Below are 17,968 nucleotides of genomic sequence, written 5' to 3'. Positions count from 1 at the left end.
TCTACTGCACGGGTCCATAATGCAGCGGCGCCCACCGCAGGTAGCTTCCCCACCACAGGTTGGCGTCCATCTCGAAGCGGTTGCTGACCGCCGGATCACCGACGCTCAACTTGGAGTGGATCGAAGCGCCCGCGTAGTCGGCGATGAAGTCGGTGGCCCGCGAGTACCGCGACCACTGCTCGGAGTGCACCGCCTCGTGCTTCTCCAGGTTGGGCCCGTACTGGTCCGCCACCTTACGGCCGGCGACCCGCGTGATGTCGTCTCTGGCCTGCTTCTCCTCCCGCAGCTTGTTCTGGAACTCCTTCTTCGAGTACGGGTAGAAGTGGACGTCACCGACCGTCATCGGCTGGTCGCCTCCCGGTGATCCGCCGTAGCAGACGTACTGCAGGGACCGGCGTTCGCAGATGCCGTCGCTCAGGGCCGGCAGCGCGTGGTACGTGACGGCGAGCAGGTTCGCGCCGTTGGTGTTGTTGCCGGAGTGGAACGGGTGGAGCAGGAGCGACTTCAGCAGGTTGACCCCGTTGTCGCGCTTGACCGGCTTGCAGTAGCACCCGCCGGGCGGCGGCTTCGGCGACGGGCCCGGGGACGGCCGCGGCCTGAGCTTTGGCTTCTTGGGATGGTGCTTGGGCGGGGTGACCTTGTGGGTCTTCGGGTTGTAGCCGACCTGCTTCTGCACCTTCTTGGAGCAGAACCTCAGGTCGTACTGGCATGAGTTGGGCCTGGACCCGAGCTCCTCGCCGGTCGGGTCGCTGAACGTGGCCGGGTTGTTGTTCCCGTAGGAGTAACCGTTCAGAGACTGGCTCTGGTCGGTCGAGAGCACAGGGTCCACGCTAAGGAACCTGCCGATGAGCGGGTCGTACGCGCGTGCCCCGACGTAGGTGAGCCCGGTGGTCTCATCGGCGGGTTTGCCGAGGAAGCCCTTGTCGTCGGGCCATTCACCGCCGACCGTGTTACCGCGCGGCGCGCCGAACGGGGTGGTGTAGCGCTTGGTGACGGTCTGCCCGGCCGCGTCCACCGCCAGGGAGGACGTGCCGTGCGAGTCACCCGCGAGGAAGGAGACGGTGTTCGCCCCCGTCTCCGTGCTGCGAACCGCGATGACCTGGGCGTCCGCCGCGTAGAAGCGGCTGCTCCAGGTCTTGACGGTGCTCCCCGTCGTCTTCGAGTGGATCTCGGTCGCGCCGAGGTACAGCACGCTCTCGCCGTCGCCCACCGCGCGGCGGATCAGCAGCGAGCCGTCGGCGTCGTACAGGTAGGCGGTCTTGCGCGCGCCTTCTGTGACGGTGGCGAGGCGGCCCTGCGGGTCCCAGGTCAGCACCTGGGCGCCGCGCCCGGTCGTGTTGCCGGACTTGTCGTAGGAATAGGTGGCGGGCGTGCCCGTGCAGGAGCCCGTGGCCGAGATCGCGGTGAGGGCGTGCCGCTTGGCGGTGTCGCCGTAGCAGTAGGTCGAGGTGGTGGCGGAGGCGCCGTTGTACCGCGTCTCCGAGGTCCGCTGGCCCGCGTTGTCGTAGGTGTATCCGGTGCGGTACGGGGCCCCGCCGCCGAGGGTCTTGCTGGTGCAGTCGTCGGTGGCCGGGGTCCACGCCTCGGTCAGGCGGCGCTGCCCGTCGTAGACGTAGCACTGGAAGTCGGTCCTGCCGGCGCCGTCCAGGTCGGCGGTGTCGGCGATCTCGTTGACGTTGCCCGCGGCGTCGTAGCGGTAGGTCAGGTCCTGCGGTTTGGCGGGCGTGGACTGGGTGGTGACGAAGGACCTCGTCAGCCGGTCGGTGCCTTCCTCGTAGGTGTTGTTGAGGAAGGTCTTCTTGGCCGTCGTGGCTCCAGAGAGCCCGAGTGTGAACTGCTCGGGCTGCCCGATGGCGTTGTAGCTGGCGCCCTGGAGGTAGTCGCTGGTGCCGGTGACCCCGACGACCTGCCCGGTCGGCGTGTAGGTCAGGCTGACGGTCTCCCTGGCCAGACCCGGGGCCGCGGGCTCGGTGGAGCTCTTCAGGGTGCCGTCGAGGTTGTAGGTGCTGGCGAAGGTGTAACTGGCCTGCGCCGCTCCGGACTTGACCATCGGGTCGTTCGGGTCGAGGGCGAGCTCGGTGCTGGTCGCGCGGTACTGGCCGTCGTAGGCGAGCACCTTCTTGGTGTACGCCTTCCCCGAGACTCCGCCGTCGTAGCTGGTGGAGGAGGTCAGCTGACCCAGGGCGAGCGTGTCGTACGTCCAGGCGGCGAGCTTGCCCGCGTCGGTGCGCGACCCGGACCACAGCCCGGTCTTGCGGTTCAGCTCGTCGTACCCGTACAGCAGCCGGTCGCCGTTCGGCCCGGTCACCGTGTCGGTCTCGTCGAACGCGGTGTAGGAGATGGTGCTGGCGCCCTTGTCCGGATCGGTGATGCCGGTCTGCCGCCCGAACAGGTCGTAGGTGTACGACCATTTGGCGCCGTCGGGTCCCGTGATGGTCCGCTGCTTGCCGTCGGGAGTGTAGGTGAAGGAGGTGGACGCGTACGACGCGCCGGCCTGCGTTTCGCCGCCGTACCCCGTGTCGGCGGGCGAGGTCGAGTTGTACTCGCGGGTCTCGGCCGTGCGCCCCAGCGCGTCGGTGATGGTCCGGGTGGCCTGGCCCCCGGTCACCGCGCTGGTCGCGGTGGAGTCACCGGTGTACGTGGTCGAGGTCGACCACTTGCGCACGCCGTAGATGAGGAACGTGCTGCTCGTCTCGCGGCCCGCGCCGTCGAAGACGATGCTCGTCTGCTTGGGCGCCTCGCCGTACTCCTCGCGGGTGTAGGTCGCGTTCGGCGTCTTCTCCGAGTCGAAGATGTCGGTGTACGCCTCGTAGGCGAGGCCGCGCGAGTCGTAGCGGATGTCGGTCAGCAGCCGGCCGCCGTTCGGGGTGGGCCGCTGGGTCTGCATGGGTCGCAGCAGCGAGTCGTAGATCTGGTACGACCAGCTGGCCGTGGTGGACGACTTGATGTTCGAGGTGCCGATCGACGGTGCCTTGCCCCGTTCGTACACGTAGGAGTAGGCGATGCTGGCGCTCTGGCCGCCGTCCTTGCTGCGGTCGGGCAGCCACACCCCGGTCAGCCTGCCGAGCCCGTCGTAGGTCTGCTCGGTCTTGGCGTTGTTCGGGTCGTACGTGCGCAGCGGCAGGCCACGCGTCCCGTCGAGGAAGGTGGTGATCTTCTGTTGCTTGGGGTTGGTGACCACCGTCTTGGTGAGGACGCCGGCGCCGGCCGGTGTGTACGCGGTGGTGGTGGTGTTGCCGCCCGCGTCGGTGTCGGCCAGCGGCCTGCCCAGCGTGTCGTACGTGGTCCTGGCCGTGCGCTGCCAGCCGGTCGGGGGCCGCTCGTCGCCGGTGACGGCCGCCGGGTAGCCGGTGGCCCGGCCCGTCCAGGTCTCGTCGCCCTTGACCGGCTTCTGGCTCGCGGACCAGCCGGTCGCGGCGGTGTCGTCGTACACGGTGGCCGTGTCGGACAGCACGTCGCCGGCGGTCGAGCCGTCGGCGGGCAGCGACAGGTCGGCCTCCTTCACCGAACAGGGACGTCCGACCTCGCGGGTGCGGGAGACGAGCGAGTTGATGCCCTTGGTGTCGTCGCGCGCGTACCAGGTGCGGGTGCAGGTCTCGTCGCCGCTCTTGGCGGTGTCTCCGGTGCTGTCCTCCTTGACCGGCATGCCGTAGCCGTCGAACGTCGTCGAGGTGGTCGTGGTGCGCCAGGTCTTCGGGACGGTGAGGTAGGTGTGCGTCGACGTCCTGCCGGTGCGCACGTAGTACGCCTCGGTGTCGGCGTACGACTTGTGCTGGGTCGCCGTCTTCGCCGACCAGGGGTCGCTGACCGTCACGGAGACCGGGTCGGCCCCGTCGTAGTCGATCTCCTCGCGCACGAGGCCCATGTACTGCTCGGAGTCCGTGAGGTCCGGGACGTCCAGTCCGGCGAAGTCGAGGCCGGGTACGGAGACGGCGCGCCGGTTGTCGGGGTCGAGAACCCTGCCGCCGCCGGGCTTGAGCAGCCGGTCGCCGTTCATGCCCTGGAGGTAGACGGAGACGGACCTGCCACGGGTGTGGTCGGCGTCGCCGACGTACGTCGTGACCTTCTGGTAGCCGCGCCAGAGCGACCAGGTGCGCTCGTCGGCCGGGGTGAACGGGCCGTCGTTGTAGCGCCAGGCAGGCTTCTCGTACTCGTAGGAGTACTCGGTGAGCGGGTTGAAGCCCGCCGGGTCGGCGGTGTTCACGGCGAGCACGCGGTACTTGTGGAACCAGTCGATGGCCGCGTCCGTCGCGCCGTTGATGTGCCAGAACTGCGGGAAGCAGGACAGGGAGTTGTCGTCCTCTGCCTTGGGCATCCGCGAACCGCGCACGCACTCGGGCTCGTTGTAGGTGACCGTGGTGATCGCGCCGGTCTCCGAGGTGATCGTCTCGATGCGCGGCCTGGTCAGCGGCAGGATGTTGCCGCCGCCCGGCTGGGTGCCGCCGGCGACCCGGTTGGGCCGCATGTGGTAGGTGAACGACACCGGGTCGAGGGTCAGCGGCGTGCCCGAGGACCCGGTCCGCACGATCGACTCCAGGGACAGCGTCTGGTCGGAGGAGTTCCCGATGTCACCGCCGTCCAGGTACTTCTGGGTGAACGCCCAGGAGTCGACCGGCGTGTAAGCGGTCCCCGACAGCACGGACGTCTCGATCTTCACCAGCCGCTTGCGGGAGAAGAACGCGGGGCTCTCCGGGCGGCAGTCATCCTTCTTCTCGTCCTTCGTGCAGATGGCGTCGAAGGGGACGTCGGGCCAGTTCTGGGCGGTGTCCTTGGTCAGGTTGCCGCAGTCGGTCGCCGTGCAGCGCTCGGCGTAGGAGAAGGCCACCTTGTCGGGGGCGTCCGCGGTGAAGAGCGTGTCGGACCGCTGCCCGTAAAGGATCTTGCTGAGGTAGCCGCCGCGCGTGTAGACGGTGTTCGCGGTGTCGGCCTTGTTCTTGCGGTAGTAGTTGGTCTCCGCCGTGTACCAGTACGACATGGCGTTGCCGTTGGTGTCTTCGACGTAGTCGAGGTTCCACCGCCAGGCCTGAGTCAGAGAGCGGCCGGCGAAGGAGTCGCCCTTGCTGTAGCCGGGCTCCCCTGAGTCGTCGCCGTACACCGGCACCGTCCACACCGAGTCGGTGCGCTCGCCGCTCGCGCCCTTCAGCTTGTTGAGGCCGAAGACGTACTTGGTGCCGTCGCCGGTGACGACGGTCCAGTACTCGCCGTCGTCGTCGCCGTTCTCCGCGCCGGTGGAGTGGGTGACGGTGGAGGCGTCGTCGTTCTTCAGGCGCCACTTGCCGCTGGTGTCGTCCTTGACGAGCTCGCTGGACTTGCCGTTGAGGACCAGTGAGGCGTTGTCGTACTTCCAGCACAGGTCGCGCTGCTTGTCCTGGCCGTCCTTGTCGCAGGAGCCGTACTGGCGGTCGATGTAGGAGGTCACCGCCAGGTCGAAGCCCTCGCCGACCGAGGTGCCCTGGTTGTTGGTGGTGGAGGTGTGCCCGTCCACGCCGCCCGAGTCGTAGGACAGGTCGAGCGAGGGGGTGGGTCCCGCGGCCTCCACCGGGGCCATCGGATACGACCAGGTGAAGGACCCGGAACCGCCGCCCGCCTCCCAGGTGGAGGACGAGGTCAGCGGGGTGGCCGCGTAGTTGCCGCTGCCGTCGGGCGCCTCGCCGTCCGCGCCGGGGGCCTCGGCGGTCACGGCCAGCACGGCCGGAGACGCTCCCAGAGCGACCGGCGCGGACAGGGTCTGCGCGGTGTAAGCGTTTACAGAAGGAAGCGGAGTCTGCGTTCGGCACTCCGGCAGGGCCGGAGTGGTCAGCGCGCAGGCGGGCAGCTGTACGAGCCGGAGACGGCCGCTCCACCCGCCGCCGTACGCGGAGGCGAAGGAGGCGTAGCCGATGCTCAGGCGCGCACCGCCGGGGTCCTTCGCCGACGCGGTGAGCAGCACGCCGTCCACTCCGGCCGCCTCGGTGGCGGTGCGGTCGAGGACCTGTACGCGGGCGGCGGCGTTCTTCCCCTCGCCGGCCTCCGGTGCCAGGGTGACGGGGAGCCCGCCGACGCTTCCGGCGGCGCCGGCCGGGAGGTCAACCGCGCCCGGCTTCGGCCACCGGACCGTGCGCTCCTTCGCGGCCCGCTCCGCCGCGGCGTCGTTACGTGCCTTGGACGCGGCCACCCGCTCGCGGGACTCCTTGGCTCCGGTCGCGTCCATGGCCCTGACCTTGCTGGACCGTTGTTTCGGTACGGCGGGGGCGCCGGGTCCGGCGTCCGCCGCGGACGCCACGGGGGTGATCCCCGTGGGTAAGAACATCGCCACCGCCAGCGCGGCCATCAAGGCTGCGCGCATTCCGGGCCGACCCATGACTCAACCTCCTAAAGAGGACGAACAGGGAGAACTGGCTGAACTGCCAGGTGAAGTTACGGTGGGGGACCGAGATCTCGGCCCCCCACACCGTCAGTCGCCGACGACGGCGTCGATCTGCTCGGAATCGGACATGGCGCCCGCCCACAGCCTCAGATCGCTGATCCGCGCCGGCAGGAAGTGGCCCCAGGCGGTCGCGCTGAAGCCCTTGCCGACCGCGAAGTCACCCGATCCGGCCGCCGCGGTGTACGCGGCGTCGAGGTCGTTCTGCTCGTGGCCGATGTAGAGCCGCACGACGGGCCCGTCCGCCGCCAGGGCGTCGTACACGCCGGTCAGCCGTACGGGGCTGTCCAGGCTCGCCTCGGCGTCGGAGCTCACCCAGCTCTTCGTGCCGTCCTTGTTGACCCGGCCGAAGCGCCAGAATCCGACCGGCACCGTGACCTCGTTGCCGTCGTCGTCGAGCCGGGTCTCCTTGCCCGTCAGCTCGAACCAGATCCCCCACGAGGAGCCGTCCGCGGTGCGCTGCCCGGCCACCTGGCCGACGGAACCGATCGGCATCGCGAGGACCTTGTCCCGGTCGAGCTCGGCCTTCGCGGTCACCGTGAACGAGCCGGTGTCGTCGACGACCGGGCCCGCGGTGGTGGCCGCGCCGTCCTTGCCGTCCAGCACCAGGCCTTCACCGTCCAGCGACGCGCCGCCGGCCAGCGCCAGCGAGCGGCCGTACCCGGAGAGCGGGTCGGGCAGCGCCGTGCCGGTGACACCCGCCGGGTCCCAGTTCGCCACCAGCTCCACGTCGTTGCGCCCCGACGCCGCGGACTCCGCGCGCGCCTCGGACGCGACCTCGTCCGGGGTCAGGACGCGCTGCCAGGCGGCGACCTCGTCGATGGAGCCGGGGAAGTAGTACTGGAAGACGTTGGCCCACTTGTAGCGGCCGATCTCCAGCGGGCCGGTGGCGGACCACGAACCGGCCGCGGTGGCGGTGCCCTGCGGCAGGCCGTTGACGTAGAAGCTCAGCTGCTGCGTGGTGGGGTCGTACGTCCCGGCGACGTGGGTCCAGGCGTTCACCTTGGCCGCGCTGTTCTTCGCGCAGACCCCGAAGTACGCCTTGCCCGTCGCCTCGTCCTTGTCCTTGACGCCGAAGCAGAAGGACACGCGGTCCTTGTCGTACCAGAGGTTGAAGGGGCTGTACCCTCCGGCGCCGTCCTGCGAGAGCACGATGCCGGTCGACGTCGTCCTGTCGAGCCGCACCCAGGCCGCGACCGTGTAGGCGGAGCGCGTCTCCAGCACGGGTCCCGAGGTCGCCGCGTATCCCGAGGTGCCGTTCAGGCTCATGCCCTTGTCGGTCTTCGGCGCGGGCAGCGGGTCGCCCTTGTCGTCGTACCAGAGCTCGCCGCGGCGCCCCCGGCCGTCCCGTACGGCGCCGGTGGCGAGCGTGGCGCCGTGCCCGGCGGCCGAGTCGACGGCGACTCCGGAGTCCTCGTCGAAGTGCCACCTGCCGACGGGGCCCGCGCCCATGGCGACCAGGAAGTCGACCACGGTCGTGGCGCCGTACCGGCCGACGTTGTCCTTGGCGCGCACGAACAGGCTGTACGTGCCGGAGGTCTGCGGGGTGATCACGGGCCGCACCGTCGCGCCCGTGATCGCCGCCGACCAGGCCGGGTTGGTGGACTGGCGGTACTGGTACGACACGTTGTTGGAGTCACCGGACGCCGGCGCGAACGTGAAGGTCGCGCCCTGCCCCGGGCCGCCCGCCGGCACACAGCTCGTGGTGGTGCACGCCTGGTAGGGGGCGCCGAGCGTGACCACGGGCGCCTTCGGCGCGGTCGGGTCCACCTTGAAGAAGCACCAGCCGGTGGTCGAGGCGTTGGATGGCCCGGGCAACTGCTTGGTGTAGTTGCTGTAGTACGAGCGCGTCCACGACCTGTAGCGGTACAGCACCCCTTCGAGCAGCGTCGGCGTGGACGCGGTCACCTGCTTGTTGTCGGCGACGTGCCCGGTCGTCGGCCGCTCCATCGTGGTGAAGGCGTCCGTCCAGGTTCCGTCGGAGTTCTTCTTGTCGACGTCCATCGCGGCCCGCAGCATCGCGCCGGACTCGCCGCCGGGCATGGTCTGCGGGGTGGACGCCAGGGTGGGCGTGGGGTCGGAGACGACGGCGGGCGCCGTCTCCTTCGTCTCGCAGACCGTGCCAGAACCGGTCACGATGCCGATCCCCGTCGGCTTCGCCGGCAGCCCCACGTAGTCCACGGCGAGCACGGCGTCGTTCCTGAACCGCTTCCAGGCGGAGGTGTCGCCCTCGTCGTGCGCCCGCAGCTCCAGCGTGAGCTTGGCGAACTTGCCCGCCGCGAAGTCCGCCACGGTCGGGGTGAGGTTCTCGTTGGTCTCGTCCGGGTTGTCCTTGAAGTCGATGGGCGCGCTCGGCTGGTCCGGATCGCACGCCGACCCTCGTCCCGCCGACACGTTCCGGTCGACCATCAGGTCGAGCTCCTTCGGCCGGCCCGACCAGGTCGTGGACGACGTGAAGTTGTTCGTACGGGTGAGGTCGACCCACCGGGGAGAGCACTGGAACGCCCACGGCTCGGTCACGCGGAACGTCGCGCTCAGCACCTGCTTGCCCTTGAGGCTGGCGGGCGAGAACTGGAAGTACAGCCGCTGGGTGTAGCCGGGGCCGCAGTAGTAGTTGTTCCAGGTGCCGCAGTGGCCGACGCCCTCGCCCTGGTTGTTGTCGCCGTTGCCCCAGTTGTAGGACTTGTAGCCGTCCGAGCGCAGCAGGGTCCTGTCGGTCTCGCCCCAGGTGACGGTCGGGTCGATGTAGACGGGGTACGCGGCGGGGTCCTTCTGCTGGAGCAGCTTGGCGTCCGGGACGAGGGTGAGCTTGTCCTCGCCGACCTGGATGGGCAGGGCGGCGTGCCCGGCCCCGAGCGCCGGCCCGTCGGCGGCGTCGGCCGCGACCGCGGTGGACGCGCGCCCGGCGGGCGGCGCCGCGGTCTTCTCACCGGCCGGCGGCGTCTTCTCACCGGCGAGCGGCGCCGCGGTCTTCTGGGCGACGGGTCCGCCCGCGTCGCCGGTGTCGCCCGTGGAGTCCCACATGGCGGCGGGCGGGGAGGTGAAGACCTCGGTGGCGTTACCGTCGGTGGCGGACATTCCGCCGCCCTCGGTCGCCGCCACCTTGAGCCCGGACGACTGGACCGAGTACTCGATCCGCTTGAGCTCGGGGTTGTTCGCGGCCTCCGGGGTCTTGACCACCAGGACCTGGCGGAAGCCCTCGGTCGTCGCCGTCATCCTGAGGTCGACGTCCGGCAGCACGTCGCGGTAGGTGGCGTTCGGCCCTTCGAGCACCGGCTTCGGCAGAGCCCCCGGCCAGCCCAGCGCGAGCGTACGGCCGTCACGGGTGATCCGCACGAGTTGAGCACCGTCGCCGCCCCCGGAGAAGGCGAGTCGCACGGCGGCGGCCACCGGTCCCACGCCCCCGTCGGCGCGCTGTTCGAGGTTGGCGTCCGGCGTCACCCACGTGCCGTCCGCCCCCTTGACCCGGACGGGCACGGTCGACTGCTCCAGATGGAACGAGTCGCCGTCGGGATTGGCGTAGGTGGTGGTGAACTCCGTCCGGGCCCCCGTCACCTCGACCGGTTGCCCGGTCTCGGCCGCCAGGCTCAGCGCCCGCTGCTCCTCGCTGGGCTGACGCTCCTGGCCGGCTTGGCCAGTGGCGTCACCGGGCTCGGCCATCCCCTTCTCGGTCATGGCGACGGCGGGTGCCCCGACCGTCAGTAACGTTCCAATCACGAGCACGGCAGCGGGCATGCGCCAACTGCGCAGCACGGGACCCCCGAACATAATTCGTCCCCTCGGCGCACCAACATCATCTCAAGATTCGCCACATCCTGACCTTCAACTCCAGTTCCTGTCAATGAACAAATAAGCACCATCGCGGACGGTAATGGGCGGTATCCCCCTAAAGCAGGTCAAAAGGTGATTTATCAGGACTGAACGACCAGGCCACGGGCACCTCAGCCACACCCAGAACCGCTACGCCCGAACGTCGGCGACCACCGACGCCAGCAGACCCGACAACTGCGAGTTCGTCCTGGTTAAGGACCAGAAATCTGCTTTAAGACGCCAAGTCCACACCTGAATCCCGACCCTCGCTCACCCCCGCCGGCGCCCACGGCAAGCCACTCCGCGTGTCAAGCCCCGTGAACGATCGCGGCCGCAGTCCGGGCGACATCGCTGGAGCGCGGAATCGTCAGCCGGCCCACAGCGAGGCATCGGGCCACTCGGCCTTACGGTCGCTGTCGGTCAGTGGCCGGTAGTGCGTGACGGCGATGAGTTCGCCGGAGCCGTCGAAGCCTCGAAACTCGGCTATGTCGTCGACGTGGCGGATCGCGTGCGGCACGGTGACCAGGCCGCCGGCCGGAACGGGGACATCGAGGACCTCTCCGGCGAAGCGCACCCGCACAGTGGCGATTCTTCGAGTCGCCATCAGCGTCAGGTGGGTCACCCACTCCGTGCCGGAACTGGTGAGCTGGCACGACAGATCCACCAGGTCGCTGCCGCGCCAGGTAGGGAGCGGCTTTTCCGGGCGGTGCATTACCCAATCGGGCATGCCGCCTCCTGAAGAACTGGGCGGGTACTGCCAGTGCCCGCTCGTCGAACGCGCCAGCAGGTAGGTGTCGTCGTAGAGCTCGCCGTCCTCGTCGCCGCGGAACAGCACGACCACCGATCCGTAGCGACCCCACCGGCCTGCCGCCGCGATCGCGGCCGAGCCGGGCGGGAGAGTCACCGGAAGTGGCGGCGCACCGTGGTCCAGCGCGTCGAACAACTCCTGCTCGCTGAGGAACCTATAGGAATCATCGAATGAGTCCTGTTCTGTATGTCCCACAGGCCTCAGCGTAACGGCGCCCGCGCCACGCACTCCGGTCGTGTCACACATCCTTCATTGACGACCACTTCGTGTCCTTCAGATTCATCTGGGAATCGAAGAACTACGGAGTGGCCGTCTTATCTCACAGTCGGGAATTCGGTTAGGGGAGCTTGCCGAGGGCTCGGGCGAGGAGGGTGGCGGTGTCGGCGATCACCTTGTTGTCATTGGGTGCGTCGGGAGTCTGGTTGGTGGTATAAATCGTCATGATCAGCGGTGGGGCCGACTCGGAGGTCCGGATGACGGCGATGTCGTTCGTGGCTCCATAGGAGCTGGAGGCGCCGGTCTTGTCGCCGATGATCCAGGTCTTGGGCAGTCCGGCGCGGATGCGCGTGCCACCGGTCGTGTTCGCGCGAAGCCAGCTGTTCAGCTGCGCCCTGTCCCTGGCGTCGAGCGCGCTGCCGGTCGTGACCTTACGCAGGTCGCCGGCTACGGAGGCGGGGGTGGTGGTGTCCCGCTTCTCCTTGGGGTTCCAGTTGTTGAGCTCGGTCTCCCACCGGTCCAGGCGGGAGACGGGGTCCTTCAGCGTGCGGAAGTACTTTGTCAGACCCTTCGGGCCGCCGATCTGCTTCAGAATCATGTTGCCCGCGGTGTTGTCGCTGTAGGTGATGGCCGCTTCGCAAAGCTCGGCGACGGTCATCCCGTCGTCCACATGCTTCTCGGTGACAGGTGAATTCTCCTTCACCTCACTGGATTTCCAGTGAATGACCCGGTTCATCAGCTCCGGGTCAGACGTGCGGGCCTTGTGAAGTACCGCGGCGCTGGCGAGCGCTTTGAAGGTGGACAGCAGCGGGAACCGCTCGCCGGACCGATAGGTGATCCTCTTGCCGGTGGCCGTGTCCAGGGCGTACGCGCCGATGCGGCTCTTGGTGGACGTTTCCAGCGCGCGCAACTGCCTGCGCACGTCGGCTTCGAGGGACGGACCCCGCAGGTCGAGGACGGCCTGCCTGGTTCCGATCCCGGCCCACGTCACCCCGGTACGCGGGATCGCCCGGGTGTCCGCCGAGGCGGCGTTCACCCCGTAGGCGGTGCCGGCCACGAGTATGGAGATCGCCAGTCCGATTGCCTTCGGCGCCGCGAAGAAGCGGCCGGTACGGTGTCGCATTCCATGCCCTTGCTCTCGATCAACAGGAGGGGCGAGCAAATCAGGCCGGGTATGACGATGTCCAATATCGATATTAGTGCGACACCGATATCGCAGTGAGTATCGTCACTGCTCAGGCCGCGATCGCCGGACGCGTTGATCACCCCGGCCGCTGGACCATCTGGAGATCGCGCCGCGGTCTAACCGGCCGGGTATTGCCGACTGTCAAGAGATATCCCGGTGATAGGCCAGGTGGGCTGGGTTCAGGGTGTGTCCATCAGCGGTGCGCAGTGTGGCGATCGGCTGGTGGGTGACGGCGTCGATGGCCACCAGGTCGTCGGTGATCACGATCATGCCTCCGTCGAGCAGGACATGGTGGTTGGGGCATAGGCAGAGGATGTTGCCCGGCTCGTCCGGACCGTTGTGGGGTGTGCCCAGCGGGCGGATGTGGGCGCCCTCCGCGTAGGGGCCGCGCCGGGTCATGAGACGGATGCCGCAGATCTGGCAGTGGTGGTCGTGCGCGAGTTTGACCTGCTCGGCGAGCGTGGAGTCGCGGATCACGCGGTTGGTCGTGACCGTGCGGCGGCCCGGGGACGGGGTTCCGTCGGGGAGGGGTACGGTCACGTCGTTGAGTGGGGAAGTGCCCGGGGGTTGAGAGGCGAGCCCGGTGGCCGCGAGTAGCCTGTCGTGGTCGACGCCGTGGAAGTGCTGGTCGAGGAGTCGCAGGACGATCCGCGCACGTACGGCTGAGCTGTCGGTCACGAGGTCGTGTACCCAGGAGCGCAGGCCGTTGAGTGGCTGGGTGGTCTGTATCCAGCGCTGCGCGGGGCCGCCGCTGGCATCGGGAACGTCGCTCTGGCCTGGGAAGTCCCAGAGCTCGTGGCGATACAGACGGAGCACTGGAAACTCGGCGTGCGTGCCGTCGCCGGGGTGGCCGAACTCCCGCAGAAGCGATTTGAGCGCGGAGGAGGTGTCCTTCCACGGCACCAGCCGATCGGCGCCCTGGGCCGCTCTGCCGAGAGCCCAGAGAAGGGTCAACGGCTGGTGCCGCTTCCGCGCGCCCGGCGTGGCCGATGCGGCCGTCTTGAGTGTTCCGATCTTCCGGAGCAGGCCCTCTGGGGAACGTTCATCGGTGACGTCGCCGGGCCGGGTGACCTCGAAGCCGAGGTCGGCCAATGCGCGCGCCACGGTGGCGTTGCCGCCGGAGAACGCCTCGGCCCGCAGGGGCCTGCCGTCCACGTCGCGATGTGCCACGCCGGCGATGGCCTTGGAGTCGTACCGCTTGCCGTCATGCACGAGGAAGTAGTCGCGCGCCGGGCCATATCCGTACGTCTTGAGAAAGGCGTCCCTTCCTAGCTTGTCGTACTCCTCGATAGCGGAGAGCACCATCTCACGTCGAAGATCGGAAAGCGCCATGGAGAAATGATAAGGACGCCTATTCCTCTAATCGCCGAATTTGATGGAGATATAAGCCTGTATGCGTCGTTTGTCCATTGGCGTGCCCAGTGGTGGCAGCCGGGTGGAGTGCCTGAGTGGGATTGGTAAACGGAACAGTCTTCGTGTGATCAGTCGGCTACGATCACGTTCGTGCGATCCCCGTGGTTGAGGAGCTTCAGCGGCTTCGTCTAGGGCCGCCGAGAAGGTCTCGGTGGTGCTGGAGGTCGCCATGTCTCGCACCGCACATCACATTCGTTCCCGCCGCCTGGATGATGACCGGGGTTGGGGCGGGCTTCCCGGGCCCTGGCGAGTCGCCACAGTTGCCGACCTTCGGTACCCGGAGGCGGAAGTCAGGGCGGCCCTCAGCAAGGGGCGACGCCCGCAGCCTCGGATGATCCGTCGCCGAGTGGAGTTCTACTCATATCTGGACGCGTACGGCCGTGGGCACGTGGCCGAGGACGCCAACCTCGAAGAGCGCCGCGAGCGCCGACGTCTGCGTGATCGTTTGTCGGCGACCCTGAAGCACGCCAACTCGGCGCCGCTGTGTGCTTTCGACAACGACGACGACTTCGAGATCCATCCCTTCCGGACTCGTCACAGTGCCCTCTGGCACGCCTGGTGATCGCCCGGTCCGGACCGGTCAGCGGTCGAGATCCGCGGAGTGGATCAGCCGTCGCACGGTGTCCGTGCTGAAGGGCTGGTCTCGCTGCCAGACAGTGCCGGCGGCGTTGAGCTTGGCCGTGAGCTTCTCCGTCAGCTGGTCTCGTTGTTCGGGAGGTAGGCCGCCGTCCCAGATGAGCTGCGTGTAGCGGACGGTGTCGACAATGGCGGACTTCACGCGCTCGTGGGCGAGATAGATCCCCAGGTCTTGCTGCCAGTCACGTGTGCGGTCGGTGGGCATGAGCTTGAGCCAGCCGTCCAGGACGGTCTCGCGTTCGTCGTCGTGGTAGCTCATCTTGTGGAAGTGGACGGCGAGCTCGTACACAGGATCGCCCCACAGGGCCAGCTCCCAGTCGAGGAAGACCACTCGCCCGGTGCTGAGGATCATGTTCTTGCGGTGCACGTCGGCGTGAACAAGGCCGAACGGCCGCCGTGTGAGCTCCGGCCAGCGTGCCCGAATCGAGGCGAGGGGATCGCCGGGGATTCCGAACGTGGCGAACAGCGACTCGTATCGCTCGATGAACGTTTCGTACACCTGCTGTGTCACGTCGGACAGCAGGTTGGCGAAGGCCGGGGTGTCGTTGGTGGCGGGCCAGCACGGGGGCAGGTTGGGGAGCTTCTCGCGCGGCACCGTGGCCAGCTGGGCGAAGAGCTCGACGACGTCGGAAAGCACGGGCGAGGGGACGCGCTCTCCCCGGGGGGCGATGTCGTCGACCAGCTCACCGGGGATGAATTCGTGCACCTGGAAGGCCGGTGATTCGGACACATGCAGCAGACGCGGGGCGTGGCCGACATAGGGGCCGATGGCGCCCAGCACCTCGTACTCGGGCCACACCCGAAGGTCCATGGTGTCCGCGCCGTGGAGTGGGATCCGGACGATCACCGGTCCTGATGGCGTGTCCAGGCGGACGTTGTTGTTGTAGAACCCGCGTGCTCCCTCGTTGGCCGCGAGGGCTGCCTGGTAGAGGTCGATCATCACGCGATCAATCCTCGTACGTGGTGCTTCATTCGAGCCTCCAGCGCTTCGAGCGAGTCGAGTGCTTCGATCGAGGCCCGCGCGGTGCGGGCCGCCCGGCCTACCGTCTCATCTGGACGATCCAGCAGTTCCAGGATGTACGCCGCGACGATCACCAGCGTGGGATACACCTCGACCGCCAGCAGCTCGTCCACCGCCCAGCGAACCTCCTCCACCGCCTTCTCGGTATCACCGGATCGGGTGTGCAGCGCTGCCCGGATCAGCTCGGCTCTTGCGCGACCGGATCGGTAACGTGCCTTCTCCAGGGCGTCACAGGCCAGATCGAGTGACGTGCTCGCCTCGTCCAGCCGTCCGATGGACAGCTGCGCCTGTCCGAGAGCGGTGTAGGCCTTGCCGAGCTCGTGCAGCGCCCCGAGATCGGTGTTCGCCTCGATCGCCTCTTGTGCGGCGCGGACCGCGGAGAACGGATCGGTCCAGGCCAGTAGCTCGGCCCTGTTGGTCTTGACCAGCGCGGCACCCACCACGGTGGCGGCCTGGAGATAGTGCTGCTCGGCCTCGCGCAGGTGCTGATCGGCGCGCTGGAAGTCGTACGAGAAGCGTGACGCCAGGTACTGAAGCCGCTGAAGGTCGCCCCGAAGGGCGTGAGCGTCGGCCGGGCATTCCGCGATCACCTCTCCAGCGAGCCGGAACGCCTCCAGGAACCGCCCCTGGGCCATGTGCAGGTCGGCGCCCCAGAGGCCGGCCGGCAGTCGTTCCGGGCCTCGGCGGGCGTCCCACACGGTCGAGTAGATGCGCAACGCCTCCGCCGTCTCGCCGGAGATGCGGCGGCCATGTGCCGCCGCCACGGCAAGCCGGGCACCGGCGGTGGTGTCCACGGACCATGACCCGGCGGGCGTCAGCCGGTTGATCTCCTCGGCGTCGCCGAGGAGCACCGCCGCCTCGGCCGTAAGGCACCGAGCCGTCTGCTCCAGCTCCTCACTCCGATGCCCTTCATCAAGGTGACTTCGAAGGTCGGTGACGAGTCCGGCCACACCCTGCGCACCGCCGTACGCGGTGATCCGATCGGCGTAGTCGAGCAGCTGGTCACCGGACACCGCCCCCGCGCACAGGCCGTGGTAGGCGGCTTCCCTGAGCGGAACCGTGAGCTGGGTGTCGCGGGCGCGCCTGTTCCACAGCTCGTGCAGCACCTGATGGGCGTTGTGCGCGATGGCAGGCGACAGCCGTACCCGCAGGACGTTCGCCATGAGCTGGTGCAGGTGGAACCGTTCGTCGGCCACCGGATACACGAACGAGTACGAGGTCACCGACTCCCAGGCCATCAGACCACCCGGCAGGTGGAACGCTTGGGCGAGCTCCTCGAACAGCTCGAAATCGAAGGTGCGCGCGACACTGAGCAGCTCCAGGTGCCGTCGCTCCTGCGCGCCGACGTGCTGGAGGAACCTCTGCATGATCTCTTCCTGGGACACCACGCGTTCGGAGCCCTTGCTGTCCACCGCCAGGTGCAGGTAGAAGGGCACTCCCACGCTCGCGCGGGCGATGACGTCTCGCTCGGCCGGATCGCTGACACCGCCGTCCGCGAGCAGTTGGACGCGCGCCCCCATGGGGAGCCCTTCGAGAGGCAGCTCCCGGATGATGCCGGCCCAGTCGTCGTCATAGCGCTGCCAGGCCAGAGGCTCGCGGCTGGCGATCACGATGAGGCCGTGGTCGAGCTGGGCCACCAGGTCGCGCAGCCACACGTCGGAGGTCGAGGAGCCGAGCGCCTCATACGCGTCGATCACGATCAGGTACGGCCTGGCCGCGCGTGCCGCCCGGAGGTCTTCGGCGAAGAGGTAGGTGACCGCGTCGACCAGCTCGGCCCCCGGGAGTTCGTCCAGCTGGCGAAGCGTCTCGTCGTTGCGGAGGTGACGGCGTCGATTGCGGGTCTCGACGCCCTTCTCCAGCAGCTTGAGCAGGCCGACGGCGGTGCCGAACACGGGCACGCCCGCGGCGCCGTCTATCACCTCGGTCAGTACCTCGCTGTGCTCGACCAGCGGCAGGCCGCGGCGGGTCAGCCCGAGGTGGGGGTGTAATCGCTGCCAGAGCACGGCGTAGGCGATGTCGTAGCGGTCGAACCGTACGCCCTGCTCGCCGAGGCTCATCCGCAGCACGGCCAGCGCGTCCTCCTGCTGGCGATGCGCGGGGACCTGGAGGTCGAGGGCCGCGACCATGTGCGAGTCCTGTGCGCGTCGTTCGAACTCCCTCAGCAGCCGCGACTTCCCGATGCCCCCCACCCCGATGACGTTCAGAACCCGTGGTCCCTCGTCTGTGCGGGCGAGCTCCTGGGCGAAGGCCGCCAGCGGGGTCTCGCGGTTCACAAAGCGGCGATGAAGCGCCGCAACCCGACGGAACCGCGGCTCGAGGGGCATGCGAACCTCTTCGTCTGAGGTGATTGATACGTGCGATCAGTACATATCCGACAAGCTGATGAGAGCGGCTTATAAGCGGATACCGGGGGGATTATTCACTCTGACTCGTCGGCGCGACTCCGTAGTCGACCATCAAAGACGAAGTCGCAGT

Annotated in this window: 8 protein-coding genes; 1 reads left to right on the top strand and 7 read right to left on the bottom strand. The window is 68.4% G+C overall.

Annotation, left to right across the window (positions count from 1 at the left end; genetic code table 11):
• Window position 1: 1 nt before the first annotated feature.
• From OG589_RS24395 to OG589_RS24375, 5 genes are all read right to left on the bottom strand, one after another.
• Window positions 2-6,340, bottom strand: a complete 6,339-nt coding sequence (locus tag OG589_RS24395) for an RHS repeat-associated core domain-containing protein (protein ID WP_405139842.1) — start codon at window positions 6,338-6,340, stop codon at window positions 2-4.
• A gap of 93 nt (window positions 6,341-6,433) precedes the next feature.
• On the bottom strand, window positions 6,434-10,078 hold the full coding sequence (locus tag OG589_RS24390; protein ID WP_405139840.1) for a LamG domain-containing protein: 3,645 nt from the start codon (window positions 10,076-10,078) through the stop codon (window positions 6,434-6,436).
• 502 nt (window positions 10,079-10,580) lie between these two features.
• Window positions 10,581-11,156, bottom strand: coding sequence for a hypothetical protein (locus OG589_RS24385; protein WP_405139838.1), 576 nt, complete (start codon window positions 11,154-11,156; stop codon window positions 10,581-10,583).
• Window positions 11,157-11,358: 202 nt separating this feature from the next.
• Window positions 11,359-12,360, bottom strand: a complete 1,002-nt coding sequence (gene bla, locus OG589_RS24380) for a class A beta-lactamase (protein ID WP_405139836.1) — start codon at window positions 12,358-12,360, stop codon at window positions 11,359-11,361.
• Window positions 12,361-12,564: 204 nt separating this feature from the next.
• The gene (locus OG589_RS24375) at window positions 12,565-13,755 is read right to left on the bottom strand and encodes an HNH endonuclease (protein ID WP_405139834.1); all 1,191 of its coding nucleotides are present in this window, start codon (window positions 13,753-13,755) and stop codon (window positions 12,565-12,567) included.
• 412 nt (window positions 13,756-14,167) lie between these two features.
• On the opposite strand from OG589_RS24375, the gene OG589_RS24370 reads away from it, so the two are divergent.
• A complete protein-coding gene (locus OG589_RS24370; RefSeq protein WP_405139832.1) occupies window positions 14,168-14,398 on the top strand; it encodes a hypothetical protein in 231 nt (76 codons plus the stop codon).
• Between the two features lie 18 nt (window positions 14,399-14,416).
• Here OG589_RS24370 and OG589_RS24365 read toward each other — a convergent pair whose 3' ends face one another.
• Window positions 14,417-15,412: a phosphotransferase family protein gene (locus OG589_RS24365; RefSeq protein WP_405152113.1), complete on the bottom strand. Its 996-nt coding sequence runs from the start codon at window positions 15,410-15,412 to the stop codon at window positions 14,417-14,419.
• Window positions 15,412-17,766, bottom strand: a complete 2,355-nt coding sequence (locus OG589_RS24360; RefSeq protein WP_405139830.1) for an AAA family ATPase — start codon at window positions 17,764-17,766, stop codon at window positions 15,412-15,414. The genes OG589_RS24365 and OG589_RS24360 overlap by 1 nt, the downstream gene beginning before the upstream one ends.
• Window positions 17,767-17,968 lie beyond the last annotated feature (202 nt).

The sequence above is a fragment of the Sphaerisporangium sp. NBC_01403 genome, assembly GCF_045040145.1.
GTDB classification, from domain to species: Bacteria; Actinomycetota; Actinomycetes; order Streptosporangiales; family Streptosporangiaceae; genus Sphaerisporangium; species Sphaerisporangium viridialbum.
This window is presented reverse-complemented; position numbering and strand designations above follow the sequence as displayed.